The following is a 17,715-nucleotide window of genomic DNA, read 5'->3' as shown; positions in this document are numbered from 1 at the left end:
CTTAATGCACTAATATTTCCTTGACGACAACCCGATAAATCACCGTGCGCACTTGCACAACCATTACACGGTACACTGGAAAAACGCCGAATTCAATGAAGAAGTTGAAAAAAGGAAAGAAAGTCAGCTGACCGCCGGGAGCGCGCATGGGACTGAAAAAAGACACAAATTGGACGCTGGTCCCGGGGACCGAGCGCGACATCGAGGCGGTGCGCCTGCGTTGCCGCAAGCTGGTGCGGCGGCGGGCGATGGTGTCGGCCGGCGTGGCGGCGGTGCCGATACCGGGGCTGGACGTGGTGTCGGACCTGCGCCTGTTCGCGCTGCTGATCGATGACATCAACCAGGAGTTCGGCCTGACGGCGCAGCAGATCGAGCGCATGCAGCCGAAGTTCCGGCTGATCGCCTACGAGGCCGCGATCGGCGTCGGCGGCATGTTGGTGGGCAAGCTGGTGACGCGGGAAGTGGTGCTGCAGCTGCTGCGCCGCACCGGCCTGAAGTCGGTGGCGCGCCAGGCCAGCAAGCTGGTGCCGCTGGCCGGGCAGCTGGCCTCGGCCGGCATCGGCTTCGTGGCCTTCAGCCAGATCGGCTACCAGCACGTGGAAGCCTGCGCCAGGGTGGCGCAGGAACTGGTGACGGCCGGGATCGCCCAGCCGCTGTAACTTAAGGGCACTTCAAAAAACCACCAAATTGTCGTTCCCGCGCAGGCGGGAATCCAGGCATTGCCTGAATTCCCTCCATGCTGCGCCTCTGACCATGCGGCCTATGGGTTCCCGCCTACGCGGGAACGACGGTATTTACCCTTAAGCGTCCGGCAGCACCACGTTCACGTCCAGCACCTCCAGGTTGCCCTGGCGGTCCAGCGAGATCTTGATGTCGTCGGCGTTGACCTTGGTGTACTTGGAGATCACCTCGATCAGCTCCTTGTGCAGCGCCGGCAGGAAGTCGGGACCGCTGCGGCCATTGCGCTCGCGCGCGATGATGATCTGCAACCGCTCCTTGGCCGCGGTGGCGGTCTTGGGTTTTTGCGGGAACAGGAAAGAAAGCAGGGCCATGATTACTTGCTCCCGAAAATACGCTGCAGCAGGCCGGGCTTCTCGTAGTTGGTGAAGCGCAACGGCAACTCCTGGCCGAGGAAGCGCGACACCACATCTTCGTAGGCTTCCGCAACGTCGGTGCCCTTGAAGTGAATCGCCGGATTGCCCTGGTTCGACGCGTGCAGCACCGATTCCGATTCCGGAATGATGCCGATCAGTGGAATACGCAGGATTTCCTGCACATCTTCGTACGACAGCATTTCGTCCGCTTCCACGCGTTTGGGCGAGTAGCGGGTGATCAGCAGGTGCTCCTTGACGGGCTCGCCGCCGGTCTGGGCGCGGCGCGACTTGGCCTGGATGATGCCGAGGATGCGGTCCGAATCGCGCACCGACGACACTTCCGGGTTGGTGACGATGATGGCCTCGTCGGCGAAGGTCAGCGCCATCAGCGCGCCGTGCTCGATGCCGGCCGGCGAATCGCAGATGATGAACTCGAAGCCCATGTTGATCAGCTCGTGCAGCACGATCTCCACGCCGTCTTCCGACAGCGCATCCTTGTCGCGCGTCTGCGAGGCCGGCAGGATGAACAGGTTGTCGCAGTGCTTGTCCTTGATCAGGGCCTGGGTCAGCGTTGCCTCCTTGTTGATCACATTGATCAGGTCGTACACCACGCGGCGTTCGCAGCCCATGATCAGGTCGAGGTTGCGCAGGCCGACGTCGAAGTCGATGACCGCGGTTTTATGGCCGCGCATGGCCAGCCCGGTGGAGAAGCTGGCGCTGGAAGTCGTCTTACCGACACCGCCCTTACCGGACGTTACAACAATAATTCTCGCCACAAAAAAATCCTTTTCAGAGAGTTGCTACTCAAGCGCGGTTTGCAGAATTGACAGATAGTATATCGATTCGGTCGCCGACCAAGCGAATTTGCGCTGGAGAACGTGCATATTCGGTCGGGAAGCCGTCTTCAAAAGTGCGGTAAACGCCGGCAATGGAGACTAACTCCGGCGACATATTCATTGCGAAGATACGCGCCTCGGGATTGCCGGAAGCGCCCGCCAGCGCGCGGCCGTTCAGCGTGGCGTACACGTGGATGCTGCCGTCGGCGATGATCTCGGCGCCGTTGTTGACCACGGCGGTGATGATCAGGTCGCAGCCGCGCGCGTAGATGCGCTGGCCGGCGCGCACCGGGGTGTCGATGATCATCACGCCGGCGTTGCCGGGTGGGGCTTCGGCCGGTGCGGCGGCTGGCGCCGCTGGCGCGGGGGCGGCCCTGGCCGGCGCCGGTGCTTCGGCCTGCTCGTCGCGCGGCTTGGTCGCGGTTTCCACGCTCAGGCCGTGGGCGGCGATGTCGGCCGCCATGGCCGGCGGCGCGTTGCGCACGGCGACCGGGTTCAAACGGTATTTCTTCAGCAGGGCGATGATGCCGGCCCAGTCGATGGGCTCGCCGCCGGCCGGCAGCGCGGCGACGTCGATCACGGTCAGATCGTCTTCGAAGAAGTCGGTGGTGCCGCCGGTCATTTCGGCCAGGGCGGCGTCGAGGGCCAGGCGGTCCGCCGTGGACAGGATGGCGGAGACTGCGACTACGGTGGAAATCTTAATTTCTATGGGCTTTTGAAACAGGCTCTTGGACATGGGCGACAGTAATAGAGGGTTAACCTCGCGCGCATGCGCAGGCACAAGCATTTTACTGTGGAAAACGACGGATGGGGAGGGCTGGCACCGTACTGGGCCAGTAAAAATGCGGGATGGCGGCGGCGGTGTCATTCCCGCGAACGCGGGAATCCATAGACCGCTGCCCAGTTCGGCGAAGTATGGATTCCGCTTTCGCGGGAACGACGTTAATAGATCGCGTGTTCGGCGCGCAGCTGGCGGGCGGCGGCCACCATGTTGCGCAGCGCGGTTTCAGTTTCCGGCCAGCCACGGGTTTTCAGTCCGCAATCCGGGTTGACCCACAGGTTAGCCGGCGGAATCACCGCGCTGGCCTTCTGCAACAGCCGCACCATCTCGGCCTGACCCGGCACGCGCGGCGAGTGGATGTCGTACACGCCGGGGCCGATCTCGTTCGGATAGCGGAACCGGCCGAAGCCGTTCAGCAGCTCCATGTCCGAGCGGCTGGTCTCGATGGTGATGACGTCGGCGTCCATGGCGGCGATCTGCGGCAGGATGTCGTTGAACTCGGCGTAGCACATATGGGTGTGGATCTGCGTGCCGTCGGCCGCCGCGCTGGCCGACACGCGGAAGGCGCGCGTGGCCCAGTCCAGGTACTCGTCCCAGCGGCTGCGGCGCAGCGGCAAGCCTTCGCGCACGGCCGGCTCGTCGATCTGGATGATGCCGATGCCGGCCTGCTCCAGGTCGGCCACCTCGTCGCGGATCGCCAGCGCGATCTGCAGCGCGGTGCGCGCGCGCGGCTGGTCGTCGCGCACGAAGGACCATTGCAGGATCGTGATCGGGCCGGTCAGCATGCCCTTCATCGGCTTGCCGGTCAGGCTTTGCGCGTGCACGGTCCAGTCCACCGTCATCGCCTTCGGACGGCTGACGTCGCCGTAGATGACGGGCGGCTTGACGCAGCGCGAGCCGTACGATTGCACCCAGCCCAGCTGCGTGAAGATGAAGCCGTCGAGCTGCTCGCCGAAATATTCGACCATGTCGTTGCGCTCGGCTTCGCCGTGCACCAGCACGTCCAGGCCCAGGTCTTCCTGGCGGCGCACGGCGTAGGCGATTTCCTCGCGCATCTTCGCTGCGTAGTCGCCGGCGTTGAGCTCGCCGCGCTTGAAGCTGGCGCGGGCGGCGCGGATGTTGGCGGTCTGCGGGAAGGAGCCGATGGTGGTGGTCGGGAAGTCCGGCAGCTTGAAGCGTGCGCGCTGTTCGGCCTGGCGTTGGGCGAACGCCGAACGGCGCTGGTCGGCGTCGGCCGGCAGCGCGTCGATGCGGGCGCGCACGGCGTTCTGATGCACGCGCGGGCTGGCGCGGCGGCTGGCGATGGCGGTGCGCGAGGCCTCCAGCGCGTCGGCCGTGGCGGCGTCGTATGCGCCTTGCAGCGCTTGCTTGAGCACGTAAAGTTCGTCCAGCTTTTCAGACGCGAAAGCTAGCCAGGATCGGATTTCCTGGTCGAGCGCGGTTTCCGCGGCCAGCGTGAACGGCACGTGCAGCAGCGAGCACGAGGACGACAGCCACAGTTTGCCGCGGCGTTTTTCAACGATGGGCGACAAGGTGGCCAGCGCCGCGTCGAGGTCGGTGCGCCAGATGTTGCGGCCGTCGACGATGCCGACCGACAGCACCTTGTGCACCGGCAGCCAGTCGGCAATGCTGGTCAGTTCCTGCGGCGCCCGCACGCCGTCCACGTGCAGGCCGGCCACCGGCAGGCGGCAGGCCAGGCTGAGGTTTTCTTCCAGCGGCGAGAAGTAGGTGGCCAGCAGCAGCGGCACGCCGACCTGGTTCAGCTGCCAGTAGCTGTTTTCAAACGCGCTGCGCCACGGCGAAGGCAGGTCGAGGCCGAGGATGGGCTCGTCGATCTGCACCCATTGCACGCCCTGCGCCTTCAGGCGGTCCAGCACCTGGCCGTAGACCGGCAGCAGCTGGTCCAGCAGGCTGAGGCGGTCGAAGCTGGCATCCTTGGCCTTGCCCAGCCACAGGAAGCTCAAGGGCCCCAGCAGCACGGCCTTGACCGCATGGCCCAGCGCCAGCGCTTCGTCCACTTCGTCGAACAGGCGCTCGCTGGCCAGCGAGAAGGCGGTCTCCGGCGTGAATTCCGGCACCAGGTAGTGGTAGTTGGTGTCGAACCACTTGGTCATTTCCAGCGCGGCCGAGGCGTGCACATGGCCGTCGTCATGCGAGTGGTGGTGGCCGCAGGCGGCCGGTTCGCTGCCGCCGCCGTTGCCGCGCGCCATGGCGAAATAGCGGCTCAACTGCGATTGACCGGCGCTGAAACCGTAGCGGGCCGGCTCGCAGCCCAGCAGCTGGATGTGGTTGGCGACCTGGTCGTAGAAGGCGAAATCGCCGACGGTGACGAAGTCCAGCCCGGCCTGCTGTTGCAAGGCCCAGTGGCGGGCGCGCAGCTGACGGCCGACGTTTTCCAGCTCGGCGTCCGGCAATTCGCCGCGCCAGTTGGCCTCCAGGGCGAACTTCAGTTCGCGTGCCGCGCCGATGCGCGGAAAGCCCGGGACGTGGCTTTGTATGGCTTTATTCGATGTTGTCATTTTGATGTCATCCGCATTTAATATTGGTGATATAAAGTGTGCGGCAATCCGGTCTATAATCAAAACGAAAGATTTTGTGGCTTCACATGAAAAAATTTAATAGACCATGCTAGAGATACGCCACCTGCGCACCCTGAGTGCCCTCCGCTCCGCCGGCAGTCTGGTTCGTGCTGCGCAACTGCTGAACCTGACGCAGTCGGCCTTGTCACATCAGATCAAGTTGCTGGAAGATCGCTACGGTGGGCCGCTTTTTGAGCGAAAATCCGTGCCGATCGGGTTTACCGCCACCGGTGCGCGGCTGCTCAAGCTGGCCGATCTGCTGCTGCCGGAAATCGAGTCGGCCGAGCGTGAAGTGGCGCGCCTGACCCAGGGCGACACCGGCCAGCTGCGCGTAGTGCTGGAATGCCATACCTGTTTTGACTGGCTGATGCCGGTGATGGATGAATTCCGCAAACGGTGGCCGGAAGTGGAAATCGACCTGGTGTCCGGCTTCCACAGCGAGCCGGCCGAGCTGCTGCGCAGCGGCGCCGCCGACCTGGTGATCGGCTCGGCCTACGGCCCGGATTTCGCCACCTTCCCGCTGTTCCGCTTTGAAATCCTGGTGGTGATGGCACAGAAGCACCGGCTGGCGGCCCAGCGCCGCCTGCAAGCGTCCGACTTCGAAGGCGAAACGCTGATAACCTATCCGGTCCCGGAAACCCGCATCGACCTGATCCGCGAAGTGCTGCAGCCGGCCCATATCCAGTTCGAACGCCGTACCGCCGAGCTGACGGTGGCGGTGCTGCAATTGGTGGCCAGCCGCCGCGGCATCGCCGCGCTGCCGAACTGGGCGATCAAGAATTATGTCGATTACGATTACGTGATCGCCAAGCCGATCGGCGAGCAGGGTTTGTGGAGCGATTTGTTCGTGTCGGTGCCGGAGGCGCAGAAACACAAGGCCTACGTGCTCGACTTCGTCAACGTGATACGCGAACAGTGCGCCAGCACGCTGGATGGTATCAAATTATTATCGTGACAGATTGACACTGTTTCTTCAAAATGAATGGGACTGGTTTGACTAAAGTCAAAGTTGCCACGATGTGCGACGCTTACGATGGGTGCCCAACGATGCCGATCGTTGGCACGGATGCTGCTAGAGAAACCCTGTCATATCTTGGGAAAGTTCTCGCGGCAATGCACCATCGAAACACCTCACGGCCCAGTCGCTCGAAGCGTATTATCGAAGTTCGCGTTGTTGCTAAACTAAGCCGGCCTTGGCCGGCGCATTGGAGAGTCAAATGGATGATGTAGTTATCGTGGCCGCTGGCCGTACTGGTGTCGGCAAATTCGGCGGTAGCCTGGCCAAGACGGCGGCTGCCGATTTGGGCGCGCACGTGATCAAGGGCCTGCTGGCCAAGACCGGTATCGATCCCAACCTGATCAGCGAAGCCATCCTCGGCCAGGTGCTGACCGCCGGCGTCGGCCAGAATCCGGCGCGCCAGGCCGTCATCAAGTCCGGCCTGCCGAACACCATACCTGGTTTCACCATCAACCACGTGTGCGGCAGCGGCCTGAAGGCCACCCACCTGGCGGCGCAGGCCATCAAGGCTGGTGATGCCGAGATCGTCATCGCCGGCGGCCAGGAAAACATGAGCGCCTCGCCGCACGTGATGAACGGTTCGCGCGACGGTTTCCGCATGGGCGACTTCAAGATGGTCGATTCCATGATCGTCGACGGCCTGTGGGACGCCTACAACCAGTACCACATGGGCACCACCGCCGAGAACGTCGCGAAGAAATACGAGATTTCCCGCACCGAGCAGGACGAGTTCGCGCTGAACTCGCAGCTGAAGGCGGAAGCCGCGCAAAAAGCCGGCAAGTTCAAGGATGAGATCCTGCCGCTGGAAATCGTCCAGAAAAAGGGCAGCATCGTGTTCGACAGCGATGAATACGTCAAACCAGGCTCGACCATCGAAGCGCTGGCCGGCCTGCGTCCAGCCTTCGCCAAGGACGGCACCGTCACCGCCGGCAACGCCTCCGGCCTGAACGACGGCGCCGCCGCAGTCATCATGATGTCGGCCACCAAGGCCAAGGAGCTGGGCCTGCCGGTGCTGGCCAAGGTCAAGGCCTACGCCTCGTCCGGCCTGGACCCTGCGTTCATGGGCATGGGCCCGGTCTCGGCCACCAAGCTGTGCCTGAAAAAGGCCGGCTGGACCCCGGACGACCTGGACCTGATGGAAATTAACGAAGCCTTCGCCGCCCAGGCCGTGGCGGTGAACAAGGAAATGGGCTGGGACACCAGCAAGATCAACGTGAACGGCGGCGCCATCGCCATCGGTCACCCGATCGGTGCGTCCGGCGCCCGCATCCTGGTTACGCTGATCCACGAAATGGTGCGCCGCGACGCCAAGAAAGGCCTGGCCTCGCTGTGCATCGGCGGCGGCATGGGCGTGGCGCTGGCGATTGAACGCGCTTAATCAGCAGAATTTGTATCCGTAGCATCCGCAGCAGCAGTGCCGCGCCGGGCTGGCCCCGGCGTGGTGTCAGACGATTTTTGGTGTCAATTTAAAGAGGGGACGAAAATGGCAAGAGTTGCATTAGTAACCGGTGGCATGGGTGGCTTGGGCGAGGCAGTGTGTTTCAAACTGTCGGCATTAGGCTATTGCGTCGTTACCACGTATTCCCCTGGCAATCCGAAGGTCGAGCAATGGCTCGCAACTACCCGCGACCAGGGCTTTAATTTCCGCGCTTATCCGTGCGATGTGGCCGATTACGATTCGGCCCAGGCGTGCGTCGCCGCGATCGAAAAAGATATCGGTCCGATCGACGTGCTGGTGAACAACGCCGGCATTACCCGCGACATGACCTTCAAGAAGATGGACAAGCCGAATTGGGACGCCGTCATGGCCACCAATCTGGATTCCGTGTTCAACATGACCAAGCCGGTGTGCGATGGCATGGTGGAGCGCGGCTGGGGCCGTATCATCAATATTTCGTCGGTCAACGGCCAGAAGGGCGCCTTCGGCCAGACCAACTATTCGGCCGCCAAGGCCGGCATGCACGGCTTCACCAAGGCGCTGGCGCTGGAAGTGGCGCGCAAGGGCGTGACCGTCAACACCATTTCGCCGGGCTACATCGGCACCAAAATGGTGATGGAGATCCCGCAGGAGGTGCTCGACACCAAGATCATTCCGCAAATTCCGATGGCCCGCCTGGGCAAGCCGGAAGAAGTGGCGGGCCTGGTGGCCTACCTGTCGTCGGACGAGGCGGCTTTCGTCACCGGCGCCAATATCGCCATCAACGGCGGCCAGCACATGTCCTAAGCGGCATGATGTTGTAGCTCCGGGCCGGGATCGTTCGCGATCCTGGCTTTTTTTTCGCTTGAACCCCGGTAAGGCGGGGTCCGACCCCGTCCGGGGGCCGACCCCAGTTCGCGGCCGTGCGGGTTGGCGGTACAATCCGCTATCTGCTTTCCAAGGACCACACATGTTTGACCCGACTTCGCCCCTGTTTCCGCCCGTCCTGCCGTCGCGCCACGGCATGCTGGCGGTCGACGACCTGCACACCATTTACTGGGAAGAGGTCGGCAATCCGCAGGGCATACCGGTGATCTTCCTGCATGGCGGGCCGGGCGCCGGCCTGTCGCCGCAGCACCGCCGCTTCTTCGACCCGGACCGCTACCGCGTGATCCTGTTCGACCAGCGCGGCGCCGGCAAGTCGCTGCCGCTGGGCGAGTGCCGCAACAACACCACCGAGCTGCTGATCGAGGACATCGAGCGCCTGCGCGCCATGTTCGGCATCGAGCAGTGGCTGGTGTTCGGCGGCTCCTGGGGTTCGACGCTGGCGCTGGCGTACGGCCAGGCCCATCCCGAGCGCTGCCTGGGCTTCATCCTGCGCGGCATCTTCCTGTGCACGCAGGCGGAAATCGACTGGTTCCTGCACGGCGCGCAGTGGTTCCATCCCGAGGTGCACGCCGAATTCGTCGCGCCCATCCCGCCGGCCGAACGCGGCAACCTGCTGCAAGCCTACGTCGACCGCATCATGAGCGACGATCCGGCCATCCACTGGCCGGCGGTGCGCGCCTGGAGCCGCTTCGAGGGGCGCCGCGTGTTCCTGATGCCGCAGGCCGAAGATCCGCCGTCGGACACGCTGGACCTGGGCGTGGGCCGGCTGGAGTCGCACTACATGGCCAACCTGGGTTTCTTCAGCGAGGACCAGCTGCTGCGCAACGTCGGGCGCATCGCCCACCTGCCGGCGCTGATCGTGCAGGGCCGCTACGACGTGATCTGCCCGCCGGTATCGGCCTGGCGCCTGCACCAGGCCTGGCCCGGATCGATGCTCACCATGGTGCCGGACGCCGGCCACGGCGCAATGGAGAAGGGCATCTCGCGCGCGCTGGTGGGCGCCACCGAGCAGTTCAAGAATAGCCGCAATTTTTCCTGATCCGGCCCGGAACCGGGGCTCACCCGGTGCGGGCTGATACACTATCGTTAATTCCAGTTACTACGCATCCATGAATATTCAAGTCGGCGATATCGGCCACATCATCCAGCTGGCGATCGCGCCGGTGTTCCTGCTGACCGGCGTCTGCACCAACCTCGTGGTGCTGACCAACCGCCTGGCGCGCATCATCGACCGTTCGCGGGTGCTGGAGGACCGGCTCGACATCGGCTACAGCGACGCCTACCTGAACGAACTCGATGTGCTCTACCGAAGATCGCACCTGATCAACGTCTCGATCACGCTGTCGACCGCCTGCGGGCTGCTGATTTGCCTGGTGATCGCGATGCTGTTCTGGGGCGATATCACCAACATCTCGCTCGATAAGTACATCGCGGGCATGTTCGTGGTGGCGATGCTGGCCCTGATCGGCAGCTTCTTCTACCTGCTGCGCGAGATCTTCATTGCCTCGGCGGCGATGCGCGCGCACCGCCATGTGCGCCGCCCGACCAAATAACTTTGTAAAGAATAGAGTACCGATATGCACGATTACCAACGCCCTCCGACCCTGTACCGCTACGGCGTGCGCGAAGACCTGGAACTGGCGCTGACCCAGGGCCAGTTCATCCTGACCCCGGCCTCCAGCTGCCTGACCCTGAGCTTCTCGCAGGCGTGGGACCGCAAGCTGTTCGAGCTGTTTTCGTCGGACACCTGCCTGGTCATCCACAACACCGAGGAATTCGGCGAGCGCCTGCACCGCGCGGTGCAGCGCACCCTGCCCAGCTGGGCGGGCATCGACGGCGCCGTCGAATACGGCACCCGCGCCGCGCTGGGCGCGGCCTTCACCAAGACCGCGGCCGAAGCGCAGGAGCAGGAATGGCAGTTCGCCTGGCGCGCCATGCAGGCAAAGCTGAGCCTCAATCCGGTGCTGGTGAAGATCGGCAGCCTGGAAAATTTCGCCGAGATCCGCGACCGCGATACCTATTTGGCCTAGTTTTACCCCGCACTGCCAGGCGGGGTCAGACCCCGTTCGGGGTCCGCCCCCTAAGTGGCACGCTGGCTGCGCCACTTAGGCATGCGGGTTACCTGGCGTCCTCGCGGCGGTCGAGGCGCGCCAGCACGGCGCTCATCATGCGCTCGATATCGCCGCGTATCATCTTGGCGCCGAGGATGCCGGGCACGTAGAAGTTCGGTATCAGCTTGCCGCTGTAGACCACCTTGGTGCCGCCGGTCTCGGGCACCGGTATCAATTCCCAGTGCGATTCGTAGTGCTTCATGTCGCCGGAGATCAGCGAGATGTCGATCGACGACATCGGCTGCTCGGTCGCGCGCACGATCAGGTGGATGGACTTGGACATGAACAGGAAGCGGGCCACGCCGAATTGTTCAATGATGACTTCATTGCCATTGCGCGACAGGACCTTGCACGACTCCATGTCGGGCACGAATTCGGCCATGCGCTCGTAGCCGGTCAGGATGCGCCATACCTTCGGCAGTGGCGCCGCCACCGTGCCGGTGGCATCCACTTCATACATATGCAGCGCATCGAGCTCCACCCGGTTGACCGACACCTCCAGCTTGGGTAATTCAAGCCTAGGTGCCTGCGCCATCACCGGGGCGGCTACACCTAACATCAGAAACAGAAGGAATCGCATCATCTTTCCAGCGTAAGGGAAAGGGTGGCAGAATACAAGAGCGCTACCGCACCCCAGGCCAAATTCAGGGGCGGGCGCCGGGACTTTAGAAGCCCAGGTCTAGAGAATTGCGTTTTAATGCGGGCATCATCCTGCCCGACCCCACGTCTGACTCTAACAACCATAATGACAACTTCACCATACCCACACCTGCTGGCCCCCCTCGACCTGGGCTTCACGACGCTGCGCAACCGCGTCGTCATGGGCTCCATGCACACCGGTCTTGAGGATCGCTTCTACAACTACGGCAAGCTGGCCGCCTTCTACCGCGAACGCGCGCGCGGCGGCGTCGGATTGATCGTCACCGGCGGCATCTCGCCCAACCGCTCGGGGTGGCTGCTGCCGTTCGGCGGCACGCTCAACTTCAAGGGCGACGTGATCAACCACCGCCGCGTGACCAGCGCGGTGCACGAAGAGGGCGGCAAGATCCTGATGCAGATCCTGCACGCGGGCCGCTACGGCTACCAGCCGTTCGTGGTGTCGGCGTCGGAGAAGAAATCGCCGATCTCGCCGTTCAAGCCGCGCGCGCTGACCGAGGCCGGCATCGAATCGACCATCCGCGACTACGCCCGCTGCGCCAAGCTGGCGCGCGACGCCGGCTACGACGGCATCGAAGTGATGGGCAGCGAAGGCTACCTGCTCAACCAGTTCCTGTGCGCGCGCACCAACCTGCGCACCGACCAGTGGGGCGGCAGCATCGAGAACCGCATGCGGCTGCCGGTGGAAATCGTCAAGCGCATCCGCGCGGAAGTGGGCAATGACTTCATCATCATGTACCGCCACTCGCTGCTCGACCTGGTCGATGGCGGCAACACCTGGGACGACGTGGTGGCCGTGGCCAAGGCCCTGCAGCAGGCCGGCGTGACCATCCTCAATTCCGGCTACGGCTGGCACGAGGCGCGCGTGCCGACCATCGTGACCTCGGTGCCGCGCGGCGCCTTCGCCAGCCTGGCGGGCCGCCTGCGCCGCGAGGTGACGATACCGGTGGTGGCGTCCAACCGCATCAACATGCCGGCCGAGGCGGAAGGCATCCTGCAACGCGGCGACGCCGACATGATTTCGATGGCGCGTCCCTTCCTGGCCGATTCGCACTTCGTCATCAAGGCCGCGCAAGGCCGCACCGATGAAATCAACACCTGCATTGGCTGCAACCAGGCCTGCCTGGACCACACCTTCTCCAACAAGCGCGCCAGCTGCCTGGTGAATCCGCGCGCCTGCCACGAGACGGAACTGGTCTACGCGCCGGCGGCCAGGAAGCGCCGCGTGGCGGTGGTCGGCGCCGGGCCGGCCGGTTTGTCGGCGGCCACCGTGGCGGCGGAATGCGGCCATGACGTGACCCTGTTCGACTCCAGCGACAGCGTCGGCGGCCAGTTCAAGATCGCCATGCAGATACCGGGCAAGGAGGAATTCGCCGAGACCATCCGCTACTTCCGCCGCAAACTGGAATTGACCGGCGTGAGCGTCAAGCTGGGCGTGCGCGTCACGCGCGAGCAGCTGATCGCAGAGGGCTACGACGACGTGGTGGTCGCCACCGGCATCAAGGTGCGCCGTCCGCCGATTGAAGGTATCGATCATCCGAAGGTGCTGTCGTATATCGACGTCTTGCAGAACAAGGCGCCGGTGGGCAAGCGCGTGGCCATCATCGGCGCGGGCGGCATCGGCTTCGACGTTGGCGAATACCTGCTGCACGACCCGAAGCATCCGCTGCCGCTGGCGCTGGATGTCTGGGCCAGGGAGTGGGGCGTGGACATGAAGGGCGACGCGCCTGGTGGCCTGACGACGGCCGCCGCGCCGGAGCCGGTGCGCCAGCTGTACCTGTTGCAGCGCAAGGTATCGAAGCTTGGTGCTGGCCTGGGCAAGACGTCGGGCTGGGTGCACCGTGCGGTCCTGGCGCGCAACGGCGTGGTGATGCTGGCCGGCGTGCAGTACGACCGCATCGACGACCAGGGCCTGCACGTGACCATCGCTGGCGAGCAGCGCCTGCTGTCGGTGGATAACGTGGTGGTCTGCGCGGGCCAGGACAGCCTGACCGAGTTGATGCCGTCGGAAGATGAGGTCAAGGCCAACGCAGGTTGGCCGCGCTTCCACAAGATCGGCGGCGCCGCGTTGGCCGCGGAGCTGGACGCCAAGCGCGCCATCAAGGAAGGCGCGGAGCTGGCGGTCAGCCTCTAAAGCGCGCCTTATCCGGCTGGCAGTTGGTCGACCATGCGCGCCACTGCCTGGTCGAACGTCTGCTTGCCGTTCATGTAGGGGCGCCATTCGTTTTCTATCGACGGCATCAGGGGAGCCCAGTAACCTTTGAACAGGCCGGCCTTGTCCGCATAGGGTTCGTAGGCGATGCCATCGCGTTTGTACGCGTCCTTCACCACGGCGCCGACGGTGTAGAACTGCACCGCATGCCACAGGTCCGAATCGAGCTTGCGCTGCGTGGCCTTGAGGCGCGCTTCGATGGCGTTTTCCAGCTTTTCCGTCGACGCGACGTGTGAGATTTCGTGATACACCATCTCCAGCGACGCCAGCCCCTGATAGCTGGGACGTCCGCCGAGGATCACCGTCTGCGTATCCGTGTAGGCGCCCTGGCGCTTGCCGGTTTCCGCCACGATGTCGATGCGGATCGGCGTGAGCGGGAAGGGGGCTTGCAGATAGCGGGCGATGGTTTCCTGGACCTCGGCGCCATAACGCGTGTCGAGCCGCTTCGCTTCGGCGATCCATCGTTGGTTGCCGGCGTCATGCTGGTTCCAGAGGCAGCGCGCGTACATCGGCGCGACACTGTCCAGCGTGGCGGCCAGTTGCGGCGGCAAGGCCAGGCCGCCGGCGCTGCGCCGCGTGTCGGCCACGCTTAACGCGGTTTTGATGGACGTCATCTGGTCGTCGAACAGCAGGTCGCGCTTGGCGTAGTTGTCGCGATAGTGGGTGACGGCGTTGCGCAGCGCGGCCATCTCGTCGGCGGTTGGCGCGGCTGTCCAGCTGGTTTTTTCCAGCTGTTCCGGATGCACGCCCAGGTTGAACAGGAAGTGGTGAAGATTCATCAGGAACGCGCTGTGAAATTCCAGCTGCACGCGCGCTGGCGACGCACCCGCGCCGGCAACGATGACGGACAACGGCAGCGCCGCCGCGCAGCACATCAAGGCGCGCCTAGTGAGCATGGTGGCCTCCGCCCTTGATCATGGTGGTCAGTATGGATTCAGTCATTCCTTTTGCCAGCTCCTGTTCGCCGATGAAAATCTCGCCCGCGCGTTCGCCGCGCAGGAGTTCCGCCTCCTCGTCGCTGTGCGTGCGCACCACGGTCTTGATGTCGGGGTTGAGCGCGCGCGCGGTTTCGATCATGGTCCGCACGTGGAAGGTGTCCGGCGTGGCGATCACCAGCATCGCGGCGCGCGCGATGTGCGCCTGGATCAGCACCGCCGGTTCTCCCGCGTTGCCGGCCACCGCGTGCGCGCCTTCCTTGCGCAACTGGTCGACCAGTTCGCGATTCTGCTCCGCCACCACGAAGGGAATGCCGCGCTCGGTGAGCACCGCGGCAATGCGCCGGCCCACGCGGCCATAGCCGACCAGCACCACTTGTCCCGACAGATGCTCTTGCGGCACCGATGTCGGCAGCTCCGCCAGCGGATCGGCCGCGCGCTCGAATTTGGCGGCCAGCGCTATGTTCTTGCCCAGCCAGCGCTCCAGCGGTTTGGTGGCGCGGAACACCATCGGATTGATCGCGATGGAGATGATGGCACCGGCCAGTATCAGGCTCTGTCCTTCGACCGGCATCAGGCCGAGGGACAGGCCCAGCGCCGCCAGGATGAAGGAGAACTCGCCGATCTGCGCCAGGCTGGCCGACACCATCAGCGCAGTCTTGACCGGGTAGCGCAGCAGCAGCACCAGCAGGAAAGCCGCGACCGATTTGCCGGCCACGATGATCGCCACCACCGCCAGCAGCTTGAGCGGCTGCTCGACCAGTATCGACGGCTCGAACAGCATGCCGACCGAAACAAAGAACAGCACCGCGAACGCGTCGCGCAGCGGCAGCGATTCCTCGGCGGCGCGGTGCGCCAGTTCGGATTCGCGCAGCACCATGCCGGCGAAGAAGGCGCCCAGCGCGAACGAGACGCCGAAGTAGTGGGTCGACGCATAGGCGATGCCGACGGCGGCGGCGATCACGCACAGCGTGAACAGCTCGCGCGAGCCGGTGCGCGCCACCTGCCACAGGATCCACGGGAACAGCTTGCGGCCCACCACCAGCATCAGCGCGATGAAGGCGCCCACCTGGCCCAGCGTGATCGCCAGCGTGGTCCACAGGTTTGCTTCGCCCATGGCGGTGACGCCGTGGCTTTCGCTGTGCGTGCCGCCCAGCGAACCGGCCAGCGCCGGCAGCAGCACCAGCACCAATACCGTCACCAGGTCTTCCACCACCAGCCAGCCTACTGCGATGCGGCCGTTTAAGCTATCGAGGATGCCGCGTTCCTCCAGCGCCCGCAGCAGCACCACCGTGCTGGCCACCGAGAGTGCGAGTCCGAATACCAGCCCGCCGCCCAGGCTCCAGCCCCAGAAGTGCGCCAGCGTCATGCCAAGCGCGGTGGCGACCGCAATCTGCAGCACGGCACCCGGCAGCGCCACGCGCCGCACTGCCCACAGGTCATCAAGTGAAAAATGCAAGCCGACGCCGAACATCATCAGCATCACGCCGATTTCGGCCAGCTGCCCGGCCAACGCCGTATCGGCCACGAAGCCCGGCGTGGCGGGGCCGATGACGATGCCCGCAGCCAGATACCCCACCAGCGCCGGCAGCTTGAGGCGCGTTGCGACATAGCCGAACAAAAGGCCGAAGCCCAGCGCGGCCGCGATGGTGGTGATCAGGCTGATATTGTGGGGCATGCGTGCGGGGCTCCTGCGGCAGGGTGGGTGAACCCTAGCGTAGCACAATCATTTCGCGCACGGATTACATCAGCCGGAGTATGCGCTTGCCCAGTTCGCGCGCCCGCTGCGGCGTGTCGATGTTGGTGAAGGCCAGCAGCAGCGCCGACGATGCATGCGGCAGCACCGTGCGTTCGGACAGCGCCAGCGCCGCCATGCCGTCCTGCCGCATGCGTTCGGCCAGGGCACGGTCGGTGTGGCGGCCCTTCATGCGCAGCACCAGGTGCATGCCGCCGGGCTGCGGATCGATGCGCAGGTGCTTGCCCAGCACCGCGTTCAGTCCTTCCGCCGCGATCTGGCGGCGTTCCGCGTAAAGACGCCGCATACGCTGGATGTGGCGGGCGAAATGGCCTTCGTTCATGAAATCGCTGACGATGGTTTGCGTCAGCGCCGGTCCGCCGGCGGCGAAGGTCAGGCAGGTTTGCTCGAAGCGCCGTACCTGCGCCTCCGGCACCACCAGGTAGGCCAGTCGCACGGCCGGGAACAGTACCTTGCTGAAGGTGCCGGCGTACAGCACGCGGCCGTCGCGGTCCAGGCTTTGCAGCGCCGGCAGGGGGCGGCTGGCGTAGCGGTATTCGCCGTCGTAGTCGTCTTCCACGATCCAGGCGCCGGCCTGCGCCGCCCAGTCCAGCAGCGCCAGGCGGCGCGGCAGCGACAGCGACACGCACAACGAGCTTTGATGCGCCGGCGTGACGATGGCAGCCCTGGCATGCGGCGCTGTCGCCACGCCGTGCGACACCTGCAATCCCTCGGCGTCAACCGCCACCGGGGCCAGTTTCATGCCGGCTTGCGTGAGCAGCTCGCCGGTGGGCGGGAAGCCCGGATCTTCCACCCACACGCCGTCGCCCGGTTGCAGCAGGGCGCGCACGACCAGCTCCAGCGTGTTGCGGTAGCCGGAGGTGATGAACACCTGCGACGGCGAGCAGCTGATGCCGCGCGATAGCTGCAGGTACGTGGCGATAGCCGCGCGCAGCGGCGCCTGGCCGGCGAAGGGCGGGTAGACCATGTCGTCCGCCTGCGCGGCGCGGATCGCGCGCGCCGCCAGCCGTGCCCACACTTTGCGGGGGAAAGCGTCCAGCGCCGGCAGGCCCAATTGAAATGGACGATTCAGCGTGTCATGCACGGGGGAGGGCGATGCGCCGGCCGGCGTGCGGCGCGCGCGCGTGGCCGGCTTGGATACCGCCGTCGCCGCGTGGTGCGCCAGCGCCGGCGTGACGACGGTGCCGGCCTGGCCGCGCGTTTCGACGTAGCCTTCGGCGGCCAGCAGCGAGTAGGCCGCTTCGACCGTGCCGCGCGCCAGGCCCAGTTCCAGCGCCAGTGCGCGGGCCGACGGGATGCGGGCGTCCGGCAACAGCAGGCCGTCGGCGATGGCGCTGCGGAAGCGGGTGTAGATCTGCCGGTAGAGCGGTTCGGCGGCGGCGTTGTCGAGCTGGAGGAAGTCGGGCTTGGTTTTCATGGCCTAGTCGGGAT

Annotated in this window: 16 protein-coding genes; 8 read left to right on the top strand and 8 right to left on the bottom strand. The window is 64.8% G+C overall.

Going from position 1 to position 17,715, the window contains the following annotated elements:
- Positions 1-146: 146 nt before the first annotated feature.
- A complete protein-coding gene (locus ACEN9O_RS08285) occupies positions 147-659 on the top strand; it encodes a hypothetical protein (RefSeq protein ID WP_495617099.1) in 513 nt (170 codons plus the stop codon).
- A 141-nt stretch (positions 660-800) separates the two neighbouring features.
- Here the strand turns inward: ACEN9O_RS08285 and minE are convergent, their stop codons facing one another.
- The 4 genes from minE to metE all read right to left on the bottom strand — a co-directional run bounded on the left by minE (position 801) and on the right by metE (position 5,230).
- Positions 801-1,052 carry a cell division topological specificity factor MinE gene (minE, locus tag ACEN9O_RS08280; protein ID WP_008443622.1) on the bottom strand — a complete coding sequence of 84 codons (252 nt, stop codon included), beginning with the start codon at positions 1,050-1,052 and terminating at the stop codon, positions 801-803.
- A 2-nt stretch (positions 1,053-1,054) separates the two neighbouring features.
- Positions 1,055-1,870 (bottom strand): septum site-determining protein MinD, encoded by an 816-nt coding sequence (gene minD / locus ACEN9O_RS08275; RefSeq protein ID WP_495617098.1) that lies wholly within the window; start codon positions 1,868-1,870, stop codon positions 1,055-1,057.
- Positions 1,871-1,898: 28 nt separating this feature from the next.
- Positions 1,899-2,666: a septum site-determining protein MinC gene (minC, locus tag ACEN9O_RS08270; RefSeq protein WP_495617097.1), complete on the bottom strand. Its 768-nt coding sequence runs from the start codon at positions 2,664-2,666 to the stop codon at positions 1,899-1,901.
- A gap of 206 nt (positions 2,667-2,872) precedes the next feature.
- Positions 2,873-5,230 carry a 5-methyltetrahydropteroyltriglutamate--homocysteine S-methyltransferase gene (gene metE / locus ACEN9O_RS08265; protein WP_495617096.1) on the bottom strand — a complete coding sequence of 786 codons (2,358 nt, stop codon included), beginning with the start codon at positions 5,228-5,230 and terminating at the stop codon, positions 2,873-2,875.
- A gap of 106 nt (positions 5,231-5,336) precedes the next feature.
- On the opposite strand from metE, the gene ACEN9O_RS08260 reads away from it, so the two are divergent.
- The 6 genes from ACEN9O_RS08260 (at position 5,337) to ACEN9O_RS08235 (ending at position 10,643) form a co-directional block, all read left to right on the top strand.
- Positions 5,337-6,245: a LysR family transcriptional regulator gene (locus tag ACEN9O_RS08260; protein WP_495617095.1), complete on the top strand. Its 909-nt coding sequence runs from the start codon at positions 5,337-5,339 to the stop codon at positions 6,243-6,245.
- 262 nt (positions 6,246-6,507) lie between these two features.
- Complete coding sequence (locus tag ACEN9O_RS08255; RefSeq protein ID WP_495617094.1) at positions 6,508-7,686, top strand: acetyl-CoA C-acetyltransferase; 1,179 nt, start codon at positions 6,508-6,510, stop codon at positions 7,684-7,686.
- A gap of 105 nt (positions 7,687-7,791) precedes the next feature.
- Complete coding sequence (gene phbB, locus ACEN9O_RS08250; RefSeq protein WP_008443632.1) at positions 7,792-8,532, top strand: acetoacetyl-CoA reductase; 741 nt, start codon at positions 7,792-7,794, stop codon at positions 8,530-8,532.
- A gap of 163 nt (positions 8,533-8,695) precedes the next feature.
- On the top strand, positions 8,696-9,652 hold the full coding sequence (gene pip / locus ACEN9O_RS08245; RefSeq protein ID WP_495617093.1) for a prolyl aminopeptidase: 957 nt from the start codon (positions 8,696-8,698) through the stop codon (positions 9,650-9,652).
- Positions 9,653-9,722: 70 nt separating this feature from the next.
- On the top strand, positions 9,723-10,166 hold the full coding sequence (locus tag ACEN9O_RS08240) for a DUF2721 domain-containing protein (protein ID WP_495617092.1): 444 nt from the start codon (positions 9,723-9,725) through the stop codon (positions 10,164-10,166).
- A gap of 24 nt (positions 10,167-10,190) precedes the next feature.
- A complete protein-coding gene (locus ACEN9O_RS08235) occupies positions 10,191-10,643 on the top strand; it encodes a hypothetical protein (protein WP_495617091.1) in 453 nt (150 codons plus the stop codon).
- A gap of 88 nt (positions 10,644-10,731) precedes the next feature.
- Here ACEN9O_RS08235 and ACEN9O_RS08230 read toward each other — a convergent pair whose 3' ends face one another.
- Positions 10,732-11,259 (bottom strand): SRPBCC family protein, encoded by a 528-nt coding sequence (locus ACEN9O_RS08230; RefSeq protein WP_495617090.1) that lies wholly within the window; start codon positions 11,257-11,259, stop codon positions 10,732-10,734.
- 210 nt (positions 11,260-11,469) lie between these two features.
- On the opposite strand from ACEN9O_RS08230, the gene ACEN9O_RS08225 reads away from it, so the two are divergent.
- A complete protein-coding gene (locus ACEN9O_RS08225; protein WP_495617089.1) occupies positions 11,470-13,515 on the top strand; it encodes a 2,4-dienoyl-CoA reductase FMN-binding domain-containing protein in 2,046 nt (681 codons plus the stop codon).
- Between the two features lie 8 nt (positions 13,516-13,523).
- Here the strand turns inward: ACEN9O_RS08225 and ACEN9O_RS08220 are convergent, their stop codons facing one another.
- The 3 genes from ACEN9O_RS08220 to pdxR form a co-directional block, all read right to left on the bottom strand.
- Positions 13,524-14,489 (bottom strand): hypothetical protein, encoded by a 966-nt coding sequence (locus ACEN9O_RS08220; RefSeq protein WP_495617088.1) that lies wholly within the window; start codon positions 14,487-14,489, stop codon positions 13,524-13,526.
- Positions 14,479-16,206, bottom strand: coding sequence for a cation:proton antiporter domain-containing protein (locus ACEN9O_RS08215; RefSeq protein WP_495617087.1), 1,728 nt, complete (start codon positions 16,204-16,206; stop codon positions 14,479-14,481). The genes ACEN9O_RS08220 and ACEN9O_RS08215 overlap by 11 nt, the downstream gene beginning before the upstream one ends.
- Positions 16,207-16,270: 64 nt before the next feature.
- Positions 16,271-17,701, bottom strand: a complete 1,431-nt coding sequence (pdxR, locus tag ACEN9O_RS08210; protein ID WP_495617086.1) for a MocR-like pyridoxine biosynthesis transcription factor PdxR — start codon at positions 17,699-17,701, stop codon at positions 16,271-16,273.
- Between the last annotated feature and the right edge of the window lie 14 nt (positions 17,702-17,715).

The sequence above is a fragment of the Duganella sp. Dugasp78 genome (assembly GCF_059491455.1).
Note: the sequence above shows the minus strand (reverse complement) of the source record. Positions and strands in the feature narration are given on the sequence as shown.

Excerpts from the sequence above, each read along its gene's own strand:
- ACEN9O_RS08285 (WP_495617099.1), top strand. The coding sequence starts at position 147 with ATGGGACTGAAAAAAGACACAAATTGGACGCTGGTCCCGGGGACCGAG.
- minE (WP_008443622.1), bottom strand. The coding sequence starts at position 1,052 with ATGGCCCTGCTTTCTTTCCTGTTCCCGCAAAAACCCAAGACCGCCACC.
- minC (WP_495617097.1), bottom strand. The coding sequence starts at position 2,666 with ATGTCCAAGAGCCTGTTTCAAAAGCCCATAGAAATTAAGATTTCCACC.
- metE (WP_495617096.1), bottom strand. The coding sequence starts at position 5,230 with ATGACAACATCGAATAAAGCCATACAAAGCCACGTCCCGGGCTTTCCG.
- ACEN9O_RS08260 (WP_495617095.1), top strand. The coding sequence starts at position 5,337 with ATGCTAGAGATACGCCACCTGCGCACCCTGAGTGCCCTCCGCTCCGCC.
- ACEN9O_RS08255 (WP_495617094.1), top strand. The coding sequence starts at position 6,508 with ATGGATGATGTAGTTATCGTGGCCGCTGGCCGTACTGGTGTCGGCAAA.
- phbB (WP_008443632.1), top strand. The coding sequence starts at position 7,792 with ATGGCAAGAGTTGCATTAGTAACCGGTGGCATGGGTGGCTTGGGCGAG.
- pip (WP_495617093.1), top strand. The coding sequence starts at position 8,696 with ATGTTTGACCCGACTTCGCCCCTGTTTCCGCCCGTCCTGCCGTCGCGC.
- ACEN9O_RS08240 (WP_495617092.1), top strand. The coding sequence starts at position 9,723 with ATGAATATTCAAGTCGGCGATATCGGCCACATCATCCAGCTGGCGATC.
- ACEN9O_RS08235 (WP_495617091.1), top strand. The coding sequence starts at position 10,191 with ATGCACGATTACCAACGCCCTCCGACCCTGTACCGCTACGGCGTGCGC.
- ACEN9O_RS08230 (WP_495617090.1), bottom strand. The coding sequence starts at position 11,259 with ATGGCGCAGGCACCTAGGCTTGAATTACCCAAGCTGGAGGTGTCGGTC.
- ACEN9O_RS08225 (WP_495617089.1), top strand. The coding sequence starts at position 11,470 with ATGACAACTTCACCATACCCACACCTGCTGGCCCCCCTCGACCTGGGC.
- ACEN9O_RS08220 (WP_495617088.1), bottom strand. The coding sequence starts at position 14,489 with ATGCTCACTAGGCGCGCCTTGATGTGCTGCGCGGCGGCGCTGCCGTTG.
- ACEN9O_RS08215 (WP_495617087.1), bottom strand. The coding sequence starts at position 16,206 with ATGCCCCACAATATCAGCCTGATCACCACCATCGCGGCCGCGCTGGGC.
- pdxR (WP_495617086.1), bottom strand. The coding sequence starts at position 17,701 with ATGAAAACCAAGCCCGACTTCCTCCAGCTCGACAACGCCGCCGCCGAA.